The sequence below is a fragment of the Polynucleobacter sp. HIN9 genome (assembly GCF_030297635.1).
In the GTDB taxonomy this organism is placed as follows: domain Bacteria; phylum Pseudomonadota; class Gammaproteobacteria; order Burkholderiales; family Burkholderiaceae; genus Polynucleobacter.
This window is the reverse complement of the sequence record NZ_AP028140.1, coordinates 1,348,419-1,369,272: the sequence shown is the minus strand read 5'-3', so window position 1 is coordinate 1,369,272 and position 20,854 is coordinate 1,348,419. Positions and strand designations below refer to the sequence as shown.

General features: G+C 45.8%; 19 protein-coding genes and 2 tRNA genes. 12 read left to right on the top strand and 9 right to left on the bottom strand.

The window, feature by feature from the left end; genetic code table 11:
- Positions 1-12: 12 nt before the first annotated feature.
- Positions 13-102, top strand: a tRNA-Ser gene (locus tag QUE62_RS06875).
- Positions 103-136: 34 nt separating this feature from the next.
- Here QUE62_RS06875 and QUE62_RS06870 read toward each other — a convergent pair.
- Together QUE62_RS06870 and QUE62_RS06865 are read right to left on the bottom strand one after the other, a co-directional pair.
- Positions 137-478, bottom strand: a complete 342-nt coding sequence (locus QUE62_RS06870) for a c-type cytochrome (RefSeq protein WP_286261238.1) — start codon at positions 476-478, stop codon at positions 137-139.
- 181 nt (positions 479-659) lie between these two features.
- Positions 660-731, bottom strand: a tRNA-Pro gene (locus QUE62_RS06865).
- A 192-nt stretch (positions 732-923) separates the two neighbouring features.
- Between QUE62_RS06865 and QUE62_RS06860 the strand changes: the two genes are divergently transcribed.
- On the top strand, positions 924-1,289 hold the full coding sequence (locus QUE62_RS06860; protein WP_286261237.1) for a hypothetical protein: 366 nt from the start codon (positions 924-926) through the stop codon (positions 1,287-1,289).
- A gap of 83 nt (positions 1,290-1,372) precedes the next feature.
- On the opposite strand, the gene QUE62_RS06855 is transcribed toward QUE62_RS06860, so the two are convergent.
- Positions 1,373-1,879 (bottom strand): invasion associated locus B family protein, encoded by a 507-nt coding sequence (locus tag QUE62_RS06855; RefSeq protein WP_286261236.1) that lies wholly within the window; start codon positions 1,877-1,879, stop codon positions 1,373-1,375.
- 110 nt (positions 1,880-1,989) lie between these two features.
- On the opposite strand from QUE62_RS06855, the gene QUE62_RS06850 reads away from it, so the two are divergent.
- From QUE62_RS06850 to QUE62_RS06835, 4 genes are all read left to right on the top strand, one after another.
- Entirely contained in the window at positions 1,990-4,632 is a 2,643-nt protein-coding gene (locus tag QUE62_RS06850) for an autotransporter outer membrane beta-barrel domain-containing protein (RefSeq protein ID WP_286261234.1), read from the top strand.
- A gap of 201 nt (positions 4,633-4,833) precedes the next feature.
- A complete protein-coding gene (locus tag QUE62_RS06845; RefSeq protein WP_286261231.1) occupies positions 4,834-5,190 on the top strand; it encodes a potassium channel family protein in 357 nt (118 codons plus the stop codon).
- A 160-nt stretch (positions 5,191-5,350) separates the two neighbouring features.
- The gene (locus tag QUE62_RS06840) at positions 5,351-6,790 is read left to right on the top strand and encodes a sensor histidine kinase (RefSeq protein WP_286261229.1); all 1,440 of its coding nucleotides are present in this window, start codon (positions 5,351-5,353) and stop codon (positions 6,788-6,790) included.
- Positions 6,791-6,814: 24 nt separating this feature from the next.
- Positions 6,815-6,979, top strand: a complete 165-nt coding sequence (locus QUE62_RS06835; protein WP_159074921.1) for a hypothetical protein — start codon at positions 6,815-6,817, stop codon at positions 6,977-6,979.
- Here the strand turns inward: QUE62_RS06835 and QUE62_RS06830 are convergent.
- Positions 6,976-7,395: a GNAT family N-acetyltransferase gene (locus QUE62_RS06830; protein ID WP_286261227.1), complete on the bottom strand. Its 420-nt coding sequence runs from the start codon at positions 7,393-7,395 to the stop codon at positions 6,976-6,978. The genes QUE62_RS06835 and QUE62_RS06830 overlap by 4 nt on opposite strands.
- A 32-nt stretch (positions 7,396-7,427) precedes the next feature.
- Here QUE62_RS06830 and QUE62_RS06825 point away from each other — a divergent pair, with 32 nt between their 5' ends.
- Complete coding sequence (locus QUE62_RS06825) at positions 7,428-9,041, top strand: NAD(P)/FAD-dependent oxidoreductase (protein ID WP_286261226.1); 1,614 nt, start codon at positions 7,428-7,430, stop codon at positions 9,039-9,041.
- Here QUE62_RS06825 and QUE62_RS06820 read toward each other — a convergent pair whose 3' ends face one another.
- Positions 9,042-9,689, bottom strand: coding sequence for a histidine phosphatase family protein (locus tag QUE62_RS06820; protein ID WP_286226502.1), 648 nt, complete (start codon positions 9,687-9,689; stop codon positions 9,042-9,044).
- 110 nt (positions 9,690-9,799) lie between these two features.
- Between QUE62_RS06820 and QUE62_RS06815 the strand changes: the two genes are divergently transcribed.
- Positions 9,800-11,530 carry an ABC transporter substrate-binding protein gene (locus QUE62_RS06815; RefSeq protein ID WP_286226501.1) on the top strand — a complete coding sequence of 577 codons (1,731 nt, stop codon included), beginning with the start codon at positions 9,800-9,802 and terminating at the stop codon, positions 11,528-11,530.
- A gap of 47 nt (positions 11,531-11,577) precedes the next feature.
- Here the strand turns inward: QUE62_RS06815 and QUE62_RS06810 are convergent, their stop codons facing one another.
- Complete coding sequence (locus QUE62_RS06810; protein ID WP_286226500.1) at positions 11,578-13,173, bottom strand: peptide chain release factor 3; 1,596 nt, start codon at positions 13,171-13,173, stop codon at positions 11,578-11,580.
- A 103-nt stretch (positions 13,174-13,276) separates the two neighbouring features.
- Between QUE62_RS06810 and QUE62_RS06805 the strand changes: the two genes are divergently transcribed.
- Positions 13,277-15,175 carry an ATP-binding cassette domain-containing protein gene (locus tag QUE62_RS06805; protein WP_286261224.1) on the top strand — a complete coding sequence of 633 codons (1,899 nt, stop codon included), beginning with the start codon at positions 13,277-13,279 and terminating at the stop codon, positions 15,173-15,175.
- Here QUE62_RS06805 and QUE62_RS06800 read toward each other — a convergent pair.
- Entirely contained in the window at positions 15,123-15,821 is a 699-nt protein-coding gene (locus QUE62_RS06800; RefSeq protein WP_286261222.1) for a recombinase RecT, read from the bottom strand. The two genes, QUE62_RS06805 and QUE62_RS06800, sit on opposite strands and share 53 nt — an antisense overlap.
- Positions 15,818-16,837: a YqaJ viral recombinase family nuclease gene (locus tag QUE62_RS06795; RefSeq protein ID WP_286226497.1), complete on the bottom strand. Its 1,020-nt coding sequence runs from the start codon at positions 16,835-16,837 to the stop codon at positions 15,818-15,820. Before QUE62_RS06795 ends, QUE62_RS06800 begins: the two co-directional genes overlap by 4 nt.
- A gap of 71 nt (positions 16,838-16,908) precedes the next feature.
- On the opposite strand from QUE62_RS06795, the gene QUE62_RS06790 reads away from it, so the two are divergent.
- Positions 16,909-17,148, top strand: a complete 240-nt coding sequence (locus QUE62_RS06790; protein ID WP_286226496.1) for a helix-turn-helix transcriptional regulator — start codon at positions 16,909-16,911, stop codon at positions 17,146-17,148.
- A gap of 16 nt (positions 17,149-17,164) precedes the next feature.
- On the opposite strand, the gene QUE62_RS06785 is transcribed toward QUE62_RS06790, so the two are convergent.
- Positions 17,165-18,106, bottom strand: coding sequence for a hypothetical protein (locus QUE62_RS06785; protein ID WP_286226495.1), 942 nt, complete (start codon positions 18,104-18,106; stop codon positions 17,165-17,167).
- A gap of 256 nt (positions 18,107-18,362) precedes the next feature.
- On the opposite strand from QUE62_RS06785, the gene QUE62_RS06780 reads away from it, so the two are divergent.
- Together QUE62_RS06780 and QUE62_RS06775 are read left to right on the top strand one after the other, a co-directional pair.
- Positions 18,363-20,105, top strand: a complete 1,743-nt coding sequence (locus QUE62_RS06780; RefSeq protein ID WP_286261220.1) for a ShlB/FhaC/HecB family hemolysin secretion/activation protein — start codon at positions 18,363-18,365, stop codon at positions 20,103-20,105.
- A gap of 8 nt (positions 20,106-20,113) precedes the next feature.
- Positions 20,114-20,668: a hypothetical protein gene (locus QUE62_RS06775; protein ID WP_286226493.1), complete on the top strand. Its 555-nt coding sequence runs from the start codon at positions 20,114-20,116 to the stop codon at positions 20,666-20,668.
- The last annotated feature ends 186 nt before the right edge of the window (positions 20,669-20,854 follow it).

Sequence of the window (20,854 nt, the reverse complement as noted above, 5' to 3'; positions counted from 1 at the left end):
CCATCGAGTATCGGAGAGGTGGCAGAGTGGTCGAATGTACCTGACTCGAAATCAGGCGTAGGTGCAAGCCTACCGTGGGTTCGAATCCCACCCTCTCCGCCAAGATTCCACATGAAATTAGTCAAAAATTCAGGAACTATTTGGCCTGCAGGCGACTAATGTATTCCAGTAGAAGCAGGATTCGACTCTCAGCGTAAATATCACCAAAATAGGGATCGCTTGGATAAATTTGATATGCCTCGTATTGATACTCAGGACCCCAAACAGGCATATTGCTCCGACCATGTATCGGAACCGTTCCTTCCCATAGGCTTTGATAAATGCGTGAAATGGGTAAAACCCCACCATTATTTTTAGAGAGTTGCGTGAGGTCTGGAGGCCCATCAATTAAAAAGTCAGCTAACCAATCATAGCCCTTACCATCTTTGCCATGGCAGGTTGCACAGCGCGCTTCAAACTCTTGTTTACCAAAATCCATGGGGGGTGGTCTTTGGGCATTGCTGACTGTCATAAAGATTAGGCTCAATAAAAGGAGCAGCGCTAAAAAAAACAATTAATTTCTTTGGATTTGCTGAGGCAGATTTATACCTCGATCGCTTATAGAGTGTCATATAGGCAGATAGTCATCAATGATGAAAATAGTTGGGTTAATCGAGCTGGTCAGGTGTGAGGAATCGAACCTCAGCCGCAAGCTATTCCTAGTTACTGTTCTGCCACTGAACTACACCTGAGAGAGCGGGGCGTAGGTATCGAATCTCTACCGCGCACATAGAAGGATTTAATTTGCAGCCCCTCACAAACTAAATCAAGAATCACAACCTACGCCATCTTTATAAATTCGATGTAATCAATAAATTTTGAGAATTATCAATTTATTTTTTAGAAAGAAAATTACGGTACACACTTTATCCCTAGGATTAATTATGGATACTTTGGTTAAAAAAAATCACATTCCTGAGTCTGTTAATCCATCCACATTAATTCCTGAGCTTTTGCGTGAGGCTGGAGTAATAATTAATGGCACCAACCCTTGGGATATGCAGGTTCATGATCCAGCTGCATATGATCAAATACTCTCAAGATGGTCATTGGGCTTAGGTGAGTCTTATATGGATGGCTTATGGGACTGTGAAAAGCTTGATGAAATGCTTACACGACTCTTAGATGCAGACTTAAATGTAAAAGTTCATGGATTAGCAAAAGCACGTTTTGCCATTGAGGTTATTCGGGCAAAGGTAATTAATTTACAGTCAAGATTTATATTGATCTTTAGAGTATCAATAATCTAAGAAAATGAAACCAAATCCTCCGCTAGCAAAATTAGACATCTGATTTTCTGAAAATACTTAAAGCCTAGTTTGAGTAGATTAGATTACTGTTTGATACCGCTGTAAAGGCTTTTGAAATTTTCTAAGTCAACATTGATAGCAATTTTTTTACCATTGAGTAGTTGGTACGTTAGTATCATTTCTTTTCGATTCGACAAAAGCCCCAGCATCTTGTCGTCTGCTGTAAATTGAGAAACGCAGCCACCTCCATCGCAAAAGAGAAATGCATAGGCGGCGGGCTTTTCACCACCAAAGCCAATTTCAACACCAGGATTTAACGCAATACCAAGTGGGCTAATAATGGTGATAATCGTATTTTTGTTTTGATTGGAAGTTCTAACCCCAATCCCACCAATGCGGTTGCGTTGATTTTTATCCTCAAAGAGATACTTTTCCAAAACACATATTTTTTCTTTTGAGGGCGGGGACTCTTGGCATTTAGAGGTCCAGGGTGTAACAAAAAAAGTTGGTTCTGGTTCTTTGGCCAACGCCCCAACATTAGGCAAAAAACTAATAAAAACCATTAAAAAAAGTATGTTTTTAAATTTCATAATGAAATCAATAGGTTAAATCGCAAAAAAAAACGCTATTAGCTATTGAGTTACTAGCTGTACAGATAATAAACTATCAAAACTTTTTTTACTAAAAAAATCAATAGTTTATGAAAATCAATTTTAAATTCCTAACCTTCGTCCTGATTACTTTTGCTCATGGACAGATTTATGCTGCCCCCGCAGTTTTTTTTAATGACAACCTTACTGCTGGGCGCACAAGTTTTACCAATACAGTTAATAGTGCCGCTGCTGTTGGTGGTGGGACACCAATTATTTACATTGTAGATATTGGTGCCCAAGCCGGACAATCAAATTTCACAGCGACTAGTTCTAGCGGGCCGACTATCTACGTTAGTACCTCTCGACTTGGTTCGCCCGCATCAAATAACAGTACTGGAGATATTGGCGGTTTAGGTTATACGACTTGGAGCGTGAGCTATACGTCCGGCAATTTTTCAAGCGTCATCGATCGGGGATACAAAGTATCTTTCTTCTCCGATAGTGCTAGAACGACACCCGTTGACATTAATGCAATTGGCATACAAACAACCAATTGGGGAACCTGTTGCACAGGAAACAACACAACACCAGATGGTTCGCTACAACCGGGCTCTGCGATTTACATGAATTTTGCTGGGACAACCTCTGGAAATTTATTGGTAGGTAACATTACTTCATCAATTAGTGGTACCGAGCATTTTGTTGGCGCTATCAACGATACTGCTTTTTTCAACACCATGACATTAGCGCCCAATGGTACTGGAGAGTTTTTTGGTGTCGGTTCTTATTTAATGTTCTCGACTGTCGCGTTAGGCTCGGTTCCAGCTGGGTCTTCGGTAGTAACGGTGGGCACTACTTCTACAAGCTCTAGCATCACCGATATCATCACCCCTGGTACTTTCCTATTAAGTAGTGTAGTCACAGGATTTAATCCAATCTTCGATAGCGGAACGCTAACGGTTGCAAACGGTGACTCAAGTAGTCAAACTTTTACCATTAGATCTACAGGTGGAACCATCACGATTGCCAGTGGCACAGGTACACTTTCGGGAGTAATTTCAGATCAAACGGCGAATGCAAACGGCGGTTTAACAAAAACTGGCGCTGGAATCTTAATTCTTTCTGGCGCCAATACTTATACGGGTGGTACAACGGTATCGGCTGGTACATTGCAAATTTCGGCAGACAATAATCTTGGGGCTGCCTCCGGTGGGGTCACCCTAGCTGGCGGAAAATTACTTGTTGCTAACACTATTAGCACCGCTAGAAATATTGTTCTCTCAACGGGTACCACGAGCTCTATTGAGGCCTCTTCTGGAGAAGCCTATACGATCAATGGAATTATTTCCGGTGCAGGATCGATTAACTTTACTGGAGGCTCGGTTTTGTTAACTGAAGCTAATACATTTACTGGCTCCGCTGGTATATCTGGAGCTGCGACATTGGCATTAATCAACGCTGCAACGATTGCGAATGCCTCAGCAGTTACGGTTACAAACGGCACATTTGATATCTCTGGAGCAAACGGTAGTGTTAATCTTGGCGGTACTTATACTCAAGCATCAGACGGTAATCTGTCGATGAATTTTACGCCAAGCAATGGTCAACAATTAGTGGTTGCTGGTACAACAACACTTGCAGGCGGCTTAATATTGAACGGATCCGCTGGAACCTATCGACCCGGTCGATATGCATTGATAAGCGGTAGTTCGGTTTCTGGAACATTTGGAAGTTTGACTACTAATTTACCTAGCTTTACGCGCCTGGATTATGCTTTGGCATACGATGCCTTAAATGTGTATCTAATTTTGAATCCAAACTTAGCTGATACCCAGCAATCACTCGTTAATACTTCATCCGTTTTGCAGGGTACCTTCACTCTTCAGAATTCGGTCATGGTTAATGGTTTTACCTATGACTGCCCAGTCTTTGACAAGAATGGTATTTGTGTGAGTGCTGGAGGTCGCAATACAACTGTACAGGCTCAAGGAATCAACAATACGAGTGGCTTACTCATTGCGTCGTATCGCTTAGATAAAAACAATAGCCGCATTGGCGCATGGGTCGATCAGAACCTATCGGTTAGTGGGCCTGGTACTGTTCAGTTGGGAAATAGCACCCCAATGATGGGTATCTTTGGAGTCTGGAGTGAGCGCCCAGATGATTTGGGTGCCGAGGTAAAGATCGGAGCTGCCTATGGGCAAAAAGATGTAACCGTGACAAGGCAAATAGTAGGCACATCGGAGCCGGGAAGCGGAGGGTCGCAACTGGTAACTCAAGGCGTTCAATTAACTGCTAAATACGGTTTTGGTTTGCCTGGTAGCTTTATCGTCTCACCATATGCTGGTATGCGCTATACCCAAAACAATATGGGAGGCTATACCGAAGCAACATCACCAGCCGTTTTTGCACCATTAACTTACTCAGCACTCAACACCAATGCTACTACGGCACTGGCAGGAGCTGAACTAAAGTACAAGGGGATTATCAAGACCACGCTGTTTGCCAGTGCTGGTGTGGAGACCGATACCAATACCTCGAACGGAACCTATTCTGCCACTGGGCTTAATGGTCTAACCCCTGTTAACTTTAATCCCAATCCATTGAAGACCAGGCCCACCGCTACTCTCGGTGGGTACTATGACATCACTAAGTCGCAGCGGTTTGGTGTGACTGGAATCTATCGTCAGGAACCATTCCAAGCCGTATCAACCACAACGGTAATAGCTACCTATACTATTGGTCTATAAACCGTCCCTATGGCATTACTCCCAAGCATGGGGGTAGTGCCAACCAAAAGCGGGATGTGCATCATCTTACAATTGTGAAATGATGGTTTTTAACAATTGTCGGTGGGTATGCTTTTAACCCTAATCTTCGCTATCAATGCTTTGATCGCTTTCATATGCATTCTTTTGCACTATGAGGTGCTCTATAGGCTAAACATAACTATGCCGAAAATTCGACATATTCACGCACGCTACAAAGTGCTAATTGCGGTAGGCGTTATTTTTATTGCGCACATCGTGGAGATTTGGATTTTCGCGTTGGCTTATTACGTGATGGTTCATTATCCAGAAACTGGTTATTTTGTTGGCACGATCTCAGACCACGGATTATTACTGGATAGTATCTATCTATCTTTTATTACCTTCACTACTGTTGGGTATGGTGATATTGTGGTGAATGGATATTTGCGTTACCTAACTGGAATCGAGGCGCTTGCGGGCCTAATACTAATTACTTGGTCTGCATCTTTCCTATTCATTGAGATGCAAAAATACTGGGGCTCGCACGAGCTAAAGTAATTTCAACACTTGCCTTTGCTAAGGACTTGGCTAGCATTCAATAATTCTTAAAACTACTCGCATATTTAAGCAAAATCTTTCATGACACGTTATAAGAATTGAATATGGGGGCACCCTTTAGATTGCTGGAATATACGGGTAATATCATTACGATAAGTCAATGAAAGTTTTACTCGCACTCAATTTTTTTATTTTCGCAGCTATTCAGCTCGGATTACTCTTTGGAATTCTTCATTATCTTAAGGGTGACTCTAAGTCGAAGCCCAATCCTTATTGGCTTGGAGCATTAATTTCTAACGTTATTGGTTTGGGATTATTCGCAATTGGGATTTTATTAACTGATGATATTCAGAAGGTCCCACCCGTCTTTACACTCGCCAACACTTTGTTTTATGCAGCAGCAATTCTGCAAGGCCTATTTTTTTACTCCTTCAATCATCCAGTCAGTAAATCCTTGAAATGGACCCTAGGAATTTCAATGCTTTGCTACGGTATCTTCTTTGAATACTTACGCCTGCATTGGACCTTTGAGGCCCGTACGGTTTTTGCAGTATCCACTTACGCCATTATTCTTGCGTGGCAGATTCGAGAAGCTCGACTTATTAATCAAGGTTTGGGTCTTCAACAATTACGTTATTTTCAATATGCTGCAATAGGAGAGGCACTTTTCCTGGCGCCGCGACTGGTTGTCCTGTTCGAAACCAATTTCCCGATTCGTTCGATGGAGCAATTGCCGCAGCTTCTCATCATCTTTACGTTTGGCCAGATTTTGATGAACACCTTATCGTTTATTGCAATCTGGGGTTACTGGTCCGAAAAATTAGCGATCGACAGCCGGCAGACCGAATTCCAAAATATGACGTTTAAGAAGCTGCTTGATGAGCGCGAAACTCTCATTAGTTCATTGCTAAAGGCTAATAAAGGTAGCACCACGGGTGCATTAACGGCCTCGATCGCCCATGAGATTAATCAGCCATTGGGGGCGATTCAGATTAATAGTGAGTATTTGCAAAAAAAAATTTCTGAGGAGTTGATTGACCGAGAACTCATTAAAAGACTCGCTGACGATATTGCGAAGGACAATATGCGCGCCGCTCGTATTATCAAAACTCTAAAAGCAATCTTCTCTGAGAAATATGACGCTTTCCCCGAAAAAGTATCAGCGGTTGAGGCAATCGAATCGGTCATTTTGTTATCCAAACCTGATCTATCTGAAAAGCATATTCGTGTTGAAGTCGACATTCCGAACTCGATAAGCATGCCGATGAGTTTTGGGGAGGCGCAGCAAATCTTTCTAAATTTAATCAATAATTCAGTCCAAGCATTACAAGCCAGTTCTCAACTAGAGCGCACCATTCGTATTTTTGGAAATGAAGATGCGGAGAAAATAACGATTCGAAGCGAAGATAATGGACCAGGCGTGCCTCGAGAACAGATCCAAAATCTATTTGACCTCTTTTCTGGCAGTAAGCGCGAGGGGATGGGCCTCGGGCTTTGGTTGTGCGAGTACATCATTAGTCGCCATAGCGGCAAGATCCGCCTTGATGCCACTTTTCAAGGTGGCGCTGCTTTTGAAATCACCTTCCCGAAAACCGAATAAAATAGAACAACGAGGGAGATCATCATGTCTATTTTCTGGGCTTTACTAGGTATTTTCGCCACCATCGGTGGAATTATTGCGTATGTCACCACTGGCAACGTGATCTATTTTGCGATCGGTTTTCTGATCCTGTTCTATCAGGCTTGGTTTCGATCCAAAGATGACGAAGAGATTAAAACGTATTTCTAATGGGATGTTAGTACCATTTTGATGTGATTAATACCGGCCTCCTCAAATGGGAGGCCGATTGCCTTAAAGCCGTGGTATTGATAAAAGCCAATAGCGGTTGTCTGGGCATGCAAAAAGAATTGCTTGATTTCTTCTTGGCGGCCATAAGACACTAAAGTCTTTAGTAGTTCACTTCCAAGACCTAGACCGCGATACTCTTTGAGTACCGCCAAGCGACCAATCTTGCCATTTTTCAGTAAGCGTCCTGTTGCAATTGCTTTGCCATGGTCTAGCACAACCACATGCCAGGCCATTGCATCATCGTCATCGAGCTCGAGCTCTTCGGGGACTCCTTGTTCATTAACAAATACGGTCAAGCGAATCGGGTAGGCAAGCTCTTTTGCCTCATCCCATCGCATGATCCTGATTTCTTGCATAAACAAATCATAAACTGCTATCGTTATGGCCTATGATTCGGATTACTGAGCTCCGCCTACCGATTGACCATGCTCCAGAGGCGCTTGAAGCAGAAATTCTGAAGAGGCTTGCCATTGCACCCAAAGATCTCATGCGGTTTGAGGTGTTTAAGCGCAGTTACGATGCCCGTAAAAATAGTGCGCTAACCTTTATCTATACCATCGATGCATCGGTTTGGGATGAGGCGGGTATTCTCAAGCGGCATGCACATGATCCCCATGTGCGACCCAGCCCCGATACCTCGTATCACTTTGTTGTTCAGCAGAGTCATAATCAGCCAACCAAATCTCCATTGCGACCTGTTGTGATCGGTTTTGGCCCCTGCGGAATCTTTGCAGCGCTGCTCTTGGCGCAAATGGGATTCAAACCGATTGTGCTTGAGCGCGGCAAGGCCGTACGTGAACGTACCCAAGATACTTGGGGACTATGGCGTAAGAAAATTCTGAACCCGGAATCCAATGTGCAGTTTGGTGAGGGTGGGGCGGGTACCTTCTCGGATGGCAAGCTATGGAGCCAAGTGAAGGACCCGAAGTTTTATGGTCGTAAAGTCTTACACGAGTTTGTGAAAGCGGGGGCACCTGAAGAAATTCTGTATGTCTCGAAACCCCACATTGGGACCTTTCGCTTAGTCGGAATGGTTGAGAAGATCCGCCAAGAAATTATTGATCTGGGCGGCGAAGTGCGCTTTGGTCAAAAGGTGACTCATTTTGATATCGACAATCACGTATTGAAGGGGTTACGCTTGGAAAGCGGTGAGTATCTGCCGGCCGATCATGTGGTGCTCGCACTTGGTCATAGTGCACGCGATACCTTCAAAGAGCTCTTTGACGCAGGCGTCTATATGGAAGCGAAGCCCTTCTCAGTCGGCTTTCGCATTGAGCATCCCCAATCCGTGATTGATCGTGCGCGCTTGGGGCCGCATGCCGGACACCCGCTCATTGGTGCAGCGGACTATAAGCTCGTGCACCATGCCAAGAATGGACGCTCAGTCTATAGTTTTTGCATGTGCCCAGGTGGTACGGTGGTGGCAGCAACTTCCGAGCCTAATCGGGTGGTGACCAATGGCATGAGTCAGTATTCGCGCAATGAGCGCAATGCCAATGCGGGAATTGTAGTGGGAATCGATCCAAGCGACTATCCGGGCGGACCATTGGCTGGTATTGATTTTCAACGCGAGCTGGAATCGAGAGCGTATACCTTGGGTGGGTCGACCTATGAAGCTCCCGGGCAGTTAGTGGGTGATTTCTTAAAAGGCAAGCCATCGACGGAATTTGGCTCAGTCATCCCATCATATAAACCAGGCGTGCATCTCACCGACCTCGCCACAAGCCTACCGAGCTATGCAATCGAGGCGATTCGGGAGGCGATTCCCGCGTTTGAGAAAAAGATCAAAGGCTTTGCGATGCCTGATGCGGTACTCACCGGGGTAGAGACCCGTACTTCCTCGCCACTGCAGATTAAGCGTGGACCCAATTACCAAAGCATCAATACCAAAGGCCTTTACCCAGCCGGTGAGGGCGCGGGGTATGCCGGTGGAATTATGTCCGCTGGGATTGATGGCATTAAAGTCGCTGAAGCGATTGCGCTCGATCTCGTGAGCACCTAATTAGATTTCAATATTGTCGAGTACCGAATCGGTGAGATGACTCGTATCGCCCCAGCGCTCAATCGACCAAGTATTGCCATCATGGACAATCCAATTAAGTGAGGTATTGGGAACCACCGCGACGCGTTCGGCATCTAAAGCTTGTTGGGTGACGATGCGGTAGATCATATCGAGTGAGCCACCATGACTGACCGCCAAAATCTGCTCGCCAGCATGCTTCATTAATAAATGATCGAGCATGCGCTTCATCCGATTATGAAACTGCACAATACTCTCGCCCCCGCCGAGATCAAAGTCTAAATCGCGGGTCAGGTGACGTTGCCATAGTTCTGGTTCTGCCCGGGGTGCATCAGCCAAAAGCAACCCTTGGAGTTTGCCGACATGGCGCTCGCGCAAATCAGGGTGCACTGAAATATCCAAAGACAAAGGACTTGCAATCACTTTGGCGGTATGAAAGGCGCGCTCTAAATCGCTCGAGTAGATGCGATTAAAACGATGACCGGTTCTTAAGAGGGCTTTGGCTAAACGTTCAGCCTGCATTAGACCGTGGGCATTGAGGGGAATGTCGGTATGACCTTGCATCCGCTTTTCAACATTCCAATTGGTTTCCCCGTGACGAACAAAACAGATTTTAGTCAGTTGCCTCATAGGGTAGATTGTATTGATTTCACGATTGGGATAGAAAAAATAGTATTGGTAGGAGTTAATTCAACTAAGATATCAAAAGTATCAAAATCAACACTAGAGATGGTGATTTCATGAGCTGGCTACGACTAATCCTAAGCATGGTTTTATTGAATACGAGCGTTTGTTGGGCCCAGCCAAATACAGCAGCATCCATTCGTTTGCAATTGGCATGGTCGCATCAAAGTCAGTTTGCTGGCGTCTATGTAGCCCAAATTCGCAAGCACTTTGAAAATGAAGGGCTAGACGTGATTACATTCCCTGGGGGGTCAGGCATTAATCCCCTCCAAGAGCTTCAAAATGGTAATGCCGATGTAGCCATCTCTTGGTTTAACAATGCCTTTGAGCTCTCCAAGCCCGATCAGCGCATTACTAATATTGCACAGTTGTTTTCAGGATCGGCGCTCAATATTATTTGCCGAATCAGTGCGGGCGTTTATGTGCCGAAGGACGTTCAGGGTAAACGCATTGGAGTTTGGGGTGTAGGGGATCAAGAGATCCTCTATGAACTTCTGGATCAACTCAGTATTCCAAGAAATTCAGTCGAAGTCGTGATGCAACGCTCCAACGGTGAGGATTTAATTGATGGGAATGTGGCGTGCGCTACTGCTATGTCCTATAACGAGTATTGGAAAATTTTGCACTCGGGCATACCAAGTGCGGATTTGGTGGTGGTGGATCCGCAAAAATATGGCACCATCAATATTGAGGATGGGTTATATGTGATGAGCGCTCGCCTCGAGGATCCCATCTTTCGAGAGCAAATGGTTCGCCTGATTCGGGCGCTGCGTAAAGGCTGGTCTGAAGCCCGCATCGCCCCAACCCTTGCTGCCCAATCCGTGCAAAAAATTGCTCCCCATTTGGATCCTGCCCAACAGCTGCACATGTTGCAAGTGGTATTGGATTTAATCCCCAAGGAGAACAAACAATTTGGACTATTTAACCTCGCCTATTTTGATAAAAGTGTACGTCGCTTAAGTGCGGTATCTAAAAATTCGGATTTAGATCCTCGTTCACTGTGGACGCATCAAATATGGAATCAAGTACAAAAAGAAGACGGCCGAAAACTACCGCTCACGGAGGCAACTCGCTTTTATGTCACAGAGATTGTGAAGTCCACTTGGTTTAAGTTGCTCATTTATTTATCCGCATTTACTTTTGCTCTATCGGGAACCTTAGAAGGTATGAACCGCAACTACGATCTGTGGGGGCGGTTGGTGTTGGCCTTCCTATCGGGTCTTGGTGGTGGAACCCTACGAGACATCATTATTGGGGGTGAGCGCTTAGACTTCTTTTACGTGCGAGATGTGGTCTTTCCTACCGGTATTTTGCTGATTGTTCTTACTGCTAGTCTCATTGGATTGCGTTATCGTGATTTTCATCATTCGGAGACATTCAAGACCGTTAAAAAATACACCGACGTGATTGGCTTTGCCGGTTTAGCCACCTTGGGTGCGATGCTGGCTCTTGCTGCAGGAATGGCTTGGTTTTGGGCACCGATTTGTGCGGCGCTATCCTGTGCTGGCGGTGGTGTCTTACGCGATGTCTTGGTGAATCAAGAGCCGCATACTTTTAAAGGAGTAATTTATGAGGAGGCGGCAGTCGTTGGTGGTTTAGTACTCACCGCAGGGCTCTTTATCGCCAATTACTATGAATCAAGCCCAATACCGGTTGTGCTGACCGTGGGGGTTACATTTATCTTCTTAGTTGGCTTACGACTAGCCATTTATCGTTATAAGCTACAGTACCCAGAGATTCTTGGGGGACCCAAAAAACCAACTAAGCCTAAACTAAGCTCAAACTAAGCCTACTGAACGACTGACGGATTATTTAATCCGTAGATTTTTAATGCTTACATCTCAGTTTGGTAGATGAGTCCCGCATGCTCGCGTAACGCATGAAACTCAATTTGCTCCCAGCGCTGCTGGGCGACATCGAGCTCTGACTTGTGAGCCGCCAAAAAGACCGAGGCACCGACCACATCTTCGGCCATGCGGTGGCTGTTCTCCGTAATAAATTTTTTGAGGGCGACTGGATCTTCGGAAGTCACCCACCTGGCCATGGTGTAGCGTGCAGGCAATAAGCGCACCTCGGCGCCATACTCGGTTTGTAAGCGGTGCGCCACCACTTCAAACTGCAACTGGCCAAAGGCACCCAAGAGCATCGTCCCGCCACTCATAGGGCGAAACACTTGAATCGCTCCTTCTTCTCCGAGTTGTAAGAGTCCTGTGCGCAGTTGCTTATTACGCATTGGGTCGGCTGCCTCAACCATGCGAAAAATCTCCGGGGCAAAAAACGGTAGACCCGTAAATTGCAACTCTTCCCCTTCAGTGAGCGTGTCGCCTAAATGCAAGAGACCATGATTGGGTAAGCCAATAATGTCACCCGGAAAGGCTTCATCCAAAATATCACGCCGTTGCGATAAAAAGGAGAGGGCATTGTTGGTGCGAATCTCTTTGCCATTGCGCACAATCTTGAGTTTCATGCCGCGCTCAAAGTGACCTGAGCAAATCCGCAAGAATGCCACCCGATCGCGGTGTGCGGGATCCATATTGGCTTGGATCTTAAACACTACGGCCGTAAATTTTTTCTCATGGGGATCGACCTGGCGTTGCACTGCCTTGCGTGATCCAGGCCCAGGAGCTAAATCCACCAAGGTGTTCAAAATCTCACGAACGCCAAAGTTATTAATCGCAGATCCAAAAAATACGGGCGATTGCTCACCAGCCAAGAACGCCTCGCGATCAAAAGCGGGCATGGCATTTTTCACAAGATCAACTTCAGCCAAGGCTTCTTCTAATTCACTACCAAAGCGCTCTTTGAGCATGGGATCATCTAAGGACACGACGAGGTTCGAGTCTTCGGTGACCCGATCCTCGCCGGCTTTAAATAGACGCATTTGATTGTTAATGATGTCGATCACCCCGGCAAAGGATTTACCCATACCGACTGGCCAAGTAAAGGGGACTACCGCCATACCGAGTGCTGCTTCAATCTCATCCATGAGATCAAGTGGTTTTTTAACCTCACGATCGAGCTTATTAATAAAAGTGACCAAAGGCGTATGCCGCGCACGACATACATCAATGAGACGTCTGGTTTGGGGCTCCACACCGTTCGCTGCATCAATCACCATCAAGGCGGAGTCGACCGCAGTTAAGACCCGATAAGTGTCTTCGGAAAAGTCTTGGTGACCGGGAGTATCCAGAAGATTAATGATGGCGTTGCGGTACTCCATCTGCATCACCGAGCTCGCAACCGAAATACCCCGTTGCTTTTCAATTTCCATCCAGTCTGAGGTGGCATGGCGACTCGCTTTACGGGCCTTCACGCTCCCGGCAATTTGAATGGCACCCGCGTAGAGAAGTAATTTTTCAGTGAGTGTGGTCTTACCCGCATCTGGGTGCGAGATGATGGCAAAGCTTCGGCGGCGGGCAACCTCATCCAAAGTGGATAAGGCAGATGATGAATCGGGGGAGTTAATGGAAACACCTCAGGAAAAGCATCATTATAAGACGCTTAGACGAATAAACCGTTGATAATGATGGGTTATGGCATTGATTACTCTGACGGACGCCAAGCTAGCGTTCGGTCATCACCCCCTCTTAGACCGCACCAACTTTGCACTCGAGGCAAGTGAGCGCGTGGGTCTCATTGGGCGCAATGGCACCGGTAAATCCTCCTTTCTAAAGATCCTCGCTGGTATTGAAAAACTCGACGATGGCTTGATTCAAATCCAACAGGAACTACGGATTGCCTATGTAGCCCAAGAACCCCTCTTGAATGCCAAACAAACCATTTTTGAGGCAGCTTCTGAAGGCTTGGTAACTATTAAGCAAATCCGATCGGAGTATGAGGCGCTTGCGCAAGCCGATTGGAACGAAGCCAATCAAGAGCGCTTAGACACCCTGCAATCCCAGCTTGATGCCACGCATGGCTGGAACTGGGAGCAGCGCGTCTCTGAAATCCTGAATCGCTTACATCTCAATACCGATCAAACCATCGGAACTCTTTCAGGGGGCACTAAAAAACGCGTAGCGCTCGCGCAAGCCTTGGTCACTCAACCGGATGTGCTGTTACTGGATGAGCCCACCAATCACTTGGATTTGGATTCGATTACATGGCTTGAGGGGCTTCTGAATGAGTACGCTGGGTCGATTGTTTTTATTACTCATGATCGCAGCTTTTTAGACCAAGTTGCTACCCGCATTGTGGAGCTCGATCGCGGCGTGCTGCGCAGCTACCCCGGAAACTACAGTCGCTATGAGTTTGTTAAAGAGGAAGAGCTCAACGCCGAGGCGCTTGCCAATGCACGAGCCGATAAACTACTCGCGCAAGAAGAAGTGTGGGTGCGCAAGGGCGTGGAAGCCAGGCGCACGCGCAGCGTCGGGCGCGTGGCGCGTCTTGAGAAACTTCGAGCGATGCGCGCTGAGCGACGCAATGCCATGGGCCAGGTAAAGCTCTCAATTGCCTCCGGTGAGCGCAGCGGCAAAATTGTGGCAGACCTCGATATCATCTCCAAGTCCTACGAAAAACCGATTGTGAAAAATTTCACCGCCACGATTTTGCGTGGCGATAAGGTGGGCATCCTAGGGCCCAACGGCGCAGGTAAAACGACACTGCTGAAATTAATCCTCGGTGAAATTACCCCCGATACCGGAGTCGCTAAATTAGGCACGCGCATTGAGGTGGCCTACTTTGATCAGATGCGCGAAAGCCTCAATTTAGAGGCGACGCTCGAAGACTTCATAAGCCCCGGGAGTGAGTGGGTGGAGATTGGCAATCAGCGCAAGCACGTGAAGAGTTATTTAGGGGATTTTCTATTTGCACCTGAGCGCACCAACTCCCCCATCAAAACCCTCTCGGGTGGTGAGCGCAATCGCTTATTACTCGCAAGACTTTTTGCCAGACCTGCGAATGTCCTGGTCCTTGATGAACCTACCAATGATCTCGATATTGATACCTTGGATCTTTTGGAGCAACTGCTTCAAGACTATCAAGGCACCGTCTTTTTAGTGAGCCACGATCGCACCTTCTTAGATAATGTGGTCACTAGCATGATTGCCTATGAGGGCGATGGAGTGTGGCGTGAGTACGAGGGCGGGTATGAAGATTACAAAGTACAAAAGGCACGCTCGGATACGGTGATACCAAGTCCTCTCATGAAAGTGGCTGAAAGTAAGGCCCCCAGTAAACCATCGAATCCAATCGTTGCTAGCAAGTCAAAACTGAGTAGTAAGGAAAAAATTGAGCTAGAAAAATTACCCACTCAAATTGAGGCGCTTGAAGAGCAGCAAGTGATATTAAGCGAGCAATTAGCCGACCCTGCGCTTTACAAGGGCGATCCGAGTGCGAGCATTGCACTCAAAGAGCGGGCACTGGCGATTGATGCACAACTCAAAGTACTAATGGCGCGCTGGGAGCAATTGCTGGAGCGGGAGACGGGCTAGCTAGTTTTTGTCTCAGTACCGTTTTACGATCCGGTGCGCTTTGACTCACCTGCAGTATCGCTGTTTTTTCGGTAACTGGCGGCACGAGGGATATTTTCAGTTCCGGCACACTAATCCCAAACGCCAGTCGTGCGCACTGTTGTAGGGTTTTGTGTCGCAGCATCCGCCTGGGCATTTGATTCCATATCGGATGATCGGTTTTGAGTTCTGCGTAATACTCCCGAACGGTAATGGGTTGGATTAGATCTGCGCGATAGATGGAGCACTCCATCCAAATTGGAATGCCCTCTTCGGTCTCATTAGCTTGGCCAAAGGTGAGTCCTTTAAAACTGGGCTCCCGATGGATCATGGCAATCCAGCCATCAATCGGAATGTAGACTTCATATCCACCTTCCAAATTGTGTTCCCAGTCAACCTGACTTAGTAGGGGGTTGAGCTTTAAGCGTAAAGCGGTTCTTAAGATCAATTGCAAGACCTCCTCGGGAGCTACCGCTTCTTTAGCCCAATGACTCAGTTCTTGAGGGACGATCCCAAGGGTATTAGCCACCTCTGTCACCAATATATCGAGAGTGGGTTCGCTTGGCGGATGAGGTTGATCGTCATCCAAAAGATCCTCGGGTAAATCTAGGATGGATACTTTCTTCATGAGGTAACTCCTTCCAATGCTTTTTCCCTGGGGATGAGTTCATGCTGCAACAGTTCCTCGGGTAAATCCTTCACCACAAAGCGCCGACTATTGATGACTGGACTTTGGTAGGCCTTTACTAGCTCTGGATGTTCGAGACTTAGACGTTTGGTATCAATCCGATAAGTTGGTTTGGGAGCCTTCCAGGTAATGACCGGTTTACCTAGGTAAGTAAGTACTTCGGCATCCGCCATGTGTTCCATCAAGGCTTGCTTAATGCCATTAATTTGCTCCTCCTCAGCATGGGTTTGGGACTCTAACGCTTTGAGCTTTCGAATGAGATCCAATGCTTCCGAGGAAGCTTCTAGCGTTCTACCCGAACAACTCCTTTGAAAGAGCGCTTGGCAATCGTCAATCGATTGGGGTTTGGGTGGAATGTCTTTTTGAACATGCTCGGTCCAAAAGAAAGCAGCTTTCTCAAATAGTAAGGACTCAAGTTCTAAGTCTCGAGTAATCGTATAGATACGTAGATCCGATCCCCCTAATAAAACAGCAACATCAATCTCTGATAGATTGGTAATGCCTAAGTACCAGAGGCATTGACAGAGATAGGTTAGGGGAATCGCGTCCGTCCCGGGCTCACCCCAATCACTTTGACTGTAATAATTTGCTGTTTTACATTCCAAGAGCTTCTTGGCATTAAGACCTCCGTCAGAATGAAAGAGAGGTAAATCTTTCTTCTCCAACACAAAGCGATCAATATGTCCGACGCAAAAGGAATACTTAGGATGAATAAGGCCCCGGGGATGCTCCACCACATGTTCACCTGTGAGTAAGGCATATTCATCTGCAATAAAGGATTCGGCAAACGAGCCAAAGCGCAGGGCAAAGCTATCTTTGATATCTACTTTCTTGCCGGTTTTCTCGAGCCACACGTCCATGGCCGAGCGGTACTTGGAGACCCCCAGAATCGCCCCAATATCGCTTCCACCTAGGAAAGCAGCACGATTATGTGTAAAATCTTGATTATTAAGCATTTTTTATCCTCTATAAACAATAAATTATTAAATAAATAGAATATTTTGTTCTATTATAGTTAGGTTTTATTTTGATTACAAGTGGTCAAATAAAAGCAGCAAGAGCCTTGCTCGGCATAACCACAACGAAGTTGGCGGAAATGTCGGGGGTTGCCTTTACTACGGTGATTCGGATTGAGTCGTCAGATGGGATTCCATCTGGACAGGTAAAAACTCTGAATGCAGTTCAGAGAGCACTCGAGGATGCGGGGATTGAATTCATCGGCACCCCTGAATCTGGAGCCGGAGTGCGGTGGAAGATTAAAAATTAACGCTTAAAGATAACTCTTATCTAACTAACACTAAAAGTTCACCAATTGCTGAAGATAGTTGGCGCGATATCGTCGTTTGGTAACGCATGAGCCGATCTAAGTTTTCAAAATTCGGCAAATTCGGAATTTCAACTTTCTTTTCCTCTAGCGATTTTTGTATCCGCTCAATATATTCCGGTACCGCACTTAATTGGGTCTGAAACCATTGTTTTAAAGAGTGGTACTCGTAATAGTCTCTCGCTTGAATTCCTCTATGGTTGTCTTTAGAAGCGCGTCGATCGATTGCCATCGATAGAACTTCAATATTGATTTCGGCGTAATTTCTTTTACCTTTACTGGAATGATGAATGGCTTGCAATTTATCTTCAATATAGGCATCGATTTTTTGCTGATAAAAAGCTGCTTCGGTATATAAATAGGCGCCTAGCAGGGTACTTTGCATAATCGTTGGGATGTCGGATACTTCTTTTTCGAGGCTGATTTCCTCTTTATCCTCTTCCACTGATTCGGATTCGTTAAACAGTAGTTTTAGATTCTCTTTCAAGAAAAGTAAACGAATTTTATCGAGTATCTTTGGTTCTAAAAGTCCAATACTAAATTTAATGCGAGTTGCTGCTTGCATCAAACTTTCATCTGTTAATTTTTTAGTTGGTTTTTTATCATCGCGACTCTGAAAATACAGCACATCAATTAGATTTTGAATGCGCTCTAGCTGAATCGTTAGACGTGCGATCCGTTCAATCTGGATGGGGACTAATGGGGAGGTTGCGGCGTAATGGGCGCTTAATTCGCGAACAAGTTGATCAAAGCGATCACGCTCATTGATGGTTAAAAAATCGCTCGAGGTTGCTCCATGTTTGAGGGCATTTTTTTCGGGCCCGAGTTTATTTTTACTAAGTAATGAAGATTTAGTCTTTGCTGTGCGTAAGGATTGTTTTTGATGCGTTGGATTTTTCATTTTCTTGAATCTCCAAGGTAGGTCGTGTCACAAATTTCAGCATAGCCCAATCTTCAAATTTTGGTTGTAATTTTTATAACCAATGCCTCAGAAAATACATTTTTGCAAAACGAAATCTGTAACGTATTGAATAAATTAGGGTTTTTAAATTACAATTCCTCTATTTTTAGGAAAATGCCCCGTACCAAATGAGCCAATGGGGCGCCTAATAGGGCTAATAAAGGCTTTAGAATCAGTGCTTAAAAAAACAAATCCGATGAAATTAAATACTCGCCTTTCGCAATCGCTGCTAGTTTGTTTTGGATGCGCTGTCGCAACCTCATCATTTAGTCAAAATCGGCCACCAGGTCCACCAGTGGATGCCGGTGCTTTGCAGCAAGGCCTTGAGCGGCAGCTACCGATGCCGTCTCCTTTGCCGCTTCCCGAACCATCGCGCGAAACGGAAAAGCCCAAGGACGCCAAAGCCAAAGAAGTGCGTGTTGATGTGAAACGTTTTGAACTCGAGGGCGTGAAAACGATCCCCGAAGAAAAAGTTCAAGCGATCTTAAAACCCTATTTGAATAAATCCCTCACGTTTGATGAGTTACAAAAAGTCTGCGATGTGATCGTTGATTTTTATCGTCAAAACGGATTACTCGTCCAAGCAACCTTGCCACCACAACGTATCACCGATGGCGTAGTACGAATTGCAATTACCGAAGCAAAGTTAAGTAGCGTGATTGTGGATACCCCCAAGGGTCCAACCCGCTTTAGTAAAGATCGAGCAGCTGCTTACATCACAGACGCCAATCCTGTGGGTTCTCCATTAAATACCCAAGCAATTGAGCGGGCTTCGATTATTTTGAACGAGACCCCCGGCGTCATTGTGGCAAGCCAATTACAGCCTGGTGAGGATCAAGGACAAACGGCTTTGCGCATGGAGCTTACGGATGGCCCTTTGGTTCAGGGTAAGGTTGAGGCGAACAACTACGGTAGCCGCAGCACCGGACAAAACCAAGGTGTGATTGCTTTAAATCTGAACAACCCCACTGGGATTGGCGATCAAGCCTCGGTAAACGGAATTTACTCCGAAGGATCGCAGTACATTCAAGGTGCTTATTCCTTGCCAGTGACTCGCACAGGATTGCGTCTTGGCGCATCGGGGACCTACCTAAATTACAAAAACGTCAGTAACTACGGCTATCCCAACGGCGGCTTTGGTGATGCTTGGACTGCGGGTGTGAATTTGGCTTACCCCTTGATTCGGCGCCAGGGTACTAATGTCAATACCATATTGGGATATGACGTCAAAAGTTACATGAACAAAAGTAATTTTACGAATGCTGTAATTAGTGCATACAACATTAATAACGTGACCGCCGGTATTTCCGGAAACCATTACGATAGTTTTGGTGGGGGTGCCATCAGTGCAGGCTCGCTCAATTTCGTTGTTGGTAATTTAGAGATTTCGCCAACTAGTGTGACTGGCTTTGGAACCTACACCCCTAGCCAATTTACGAAGGTCACTTTTTCTGCCAATCGTAATCAACAGATTACGGCAGGGGGTGAGACCACCCTCTATGTTGGTATCTCGGGACAAATGGCCTCGGTAGATCTCAACTCTGCGGAGCAATTTTATTTGGGCGGGCCATACGGAGTGAGAGCTTATCCGGTGGCGCAAAGTGGTGGCTCGCAGGGAGGGCTTGGAACTGTTGAGCTACGTCAACAGCTTCCCTATAACGTATTGGGCTCTATTTTCTACGACGTTGGGATCATTCAGCAGTACAAAAATCCAATCGCCTATAACGCGACCAAGGGTTTAACGAATGCCAATAATGTGTACTCTTTGCAAGGGGCTGGGTTTGGGGCTCGCTGGAGCTACCAAGGGTGGAATGTAAACGCTATGGTAGCCTGGCAAATCGGCCAAAATCCCCTATATTCCTTTACAGGTCAACAGGTTGCGGTCGATGGCACCACCACCAACCCACGGGGTTGGATTACCGCTAGCTACCAGTTTTAGGTCTAGGCATGGCTAGGCTCCATGCGCTGATAATCGCGATCTTTTGGGGTCTTTTGGGCTCTGGTTTAGCGACCGCGCAAACCACGATTTCTCAGTGGACTTTGGAGTCTAAAGAGATCATCACTGAAGCGTATACCGCGGGTGAAACGAACACTACATTCGGCGTTTTTTGCTCTGCCAATCAATGTATGTTTTATGTGCATCAACCATCGGTGTGTTTACCCAATCAACGCTATCCCGCACTCGTGCGCAATCAAATTCAAACGTATGCGATCACCATGAAATGCACCTTGGTGGGTAACAAATTATTTTTAATTTTGGAGCCATTTAATACGATGTTGCAAGCGACCCAAATTGGTGAGGAAATTCATTTTGCGTTTGCTTTGCAATCAGCTGAATTTATGACCGCACGTTTTAGTTTGTCTGGTGCGCGTCAAGCGATTCAAGAGGCCTTACAAATTTCGGCAAAAAAGGGTGCGCCAAAACCGCCTGCGACAACACAACCAAATCCCCCTAAAGTGATGCCGCCTTCGAGACCAAACTCCAAAGATTCGACAACATAAATACATTGAAAAACGAATTTTGTAGAGCAAATTTTATAAACAAATTGCATGAAAAAGCACGTGTTTTGCCAAAATGATGCTGCTTAAATTTTAGGCACATATTTTTCAAAATACCCTTTTGTGGTTTAGGGCCAGAAATTTCCAAAATTTACACATCTCTTTGCGAGCCTCATAAATATTGGCTTG

What these genes read in the sequence shown, in the direction of transcription:
- QUE62_RS06820 (WP_286226502.1), bottom strand. Translation starts at nt 9,689, where the DNA reads ATGAGGCAACTGACTAAAATCTGTTTTGTTCGTCACGGGGAAACCAAT.
- QUE62_RS06840 (WP_286261229.1), top strand. Translation starts at nt 5,351, where the DNA reads ATGAAAGTTTTACTCGCACTCAATTTTTTTATTTTCGCAGCTATTCAG.
- QUE62_RS06855 (WP_286261236.1), bottom strand. Translation starts at nt 1,879, where the DNA reads ATGAAATTTAAAAACATACTTTTTTTAATGGTTTTTATTAGTTTTTTG.
- QUE62_RS06780 (WP_286261220.1), top strand. Translation starts at nt 18,363, where the DNA reads ATGAAATTAAATACTCGCCTTTCGCAATCGCTGCTAGTTTGTTTTGGA.
- QUE62_RS06785 (WP_286226495.1), bottom strand. Translation starts at nt 18,106, where the DNA reads ATGAAAAATCCAACGCATCAAAAACAATCCTTACGCACAGCAAAGACT.
- QUE62_RS06800 (WP_286261222.1), bottom strand. Translation starts at nt 15,821, where the DNA reads ATGAAGAAAGTATCCATCCTAGATTTACCCGAGGATCTTTTGGATGAC.
- QUE62_RS06830 (WP_286261227.1), bottom strand. Translation starts at nt 7,395, where the DNA reads ATGCAAGAAATCAGGATCATGCGATGGGATGAGGCAAAAGAGCTTGCC.
- QUE62_RS06850 (WP_286261234.1), top strand. Translation starts at nt 1,990, where the DNA reads ATGAAAATCAATTTTAAATTCCTAACCTTCGTCCTGATTACTTTTGCT.
- QUE62_RS06825 (WP_286261226.1), top strand. Translation starts at nt 7,428, where the DNA reads ATGATTCGGATTACTGAGCTCCGCCTACCGATTGACCATGCTCCAGAG.
- QUE62_RS06815 (WP_286226501.1), top strand. Translation starts at nt 9,800, where the DNA reads ATGAGCTGGCTACGACTAATCCTAAGCATGGTTTTATTGAATACGAGC.
- QUE62_RS06870 (WP_286261238.1), bottom strand. Translation starts at nt 478, where the DNA reads ATGGATTTTGGTAAACAAGAGTTTGAAGCGCGCTGTGCAACCTGCCAT.
- QUE62_RS06795 (WP_286226497.1), bottom strand. Translation starts at nt 16,837, where the DNA reads ATGCTTAATAATCAAGATTTTACACATAATCGTGCTGCTTTCCTAGGT.
- QUE62_RS06775 (WP_286226493.1), top strand. Translation starts at nt 20,114, where the DNA reads ATGGCTAGGCTCCATGCGCTGATAATCGCGATCTTTTGGGGTCTTTTG.
- QUE62_RS06860 (WP_286261237.1), top strand. Translation starts at nt 924, where the DNA reads ATGGATACTTTGGTTAAAAAAAATCACATTCCTGAGTCTGTTAATCCA.
- QUE62_RS06835 (WP_159074921.1), top strand. Translation starts at nt 6,815, where the DNA reads ATGTCTATTTTCTGGGCTTTACTAGGTATTTTCGCCACCATCGGTGGA.
- QUE62_RS06805 (WP_286261224.1), top strand. Translation starts at nt 13,277, where the DNA reads ATGGCATTGATTACTCTGACGGACGCCAAGCTAGCGTTCGGTCATCAC.
- QUE62_RS06845 (WP_286261231.1), top strand. Translation starts at nt 4,834, where the DNA reads ATGCCGAAAATTCGACATATTCACGCACGCTACAAAGTGCTAATTGCG.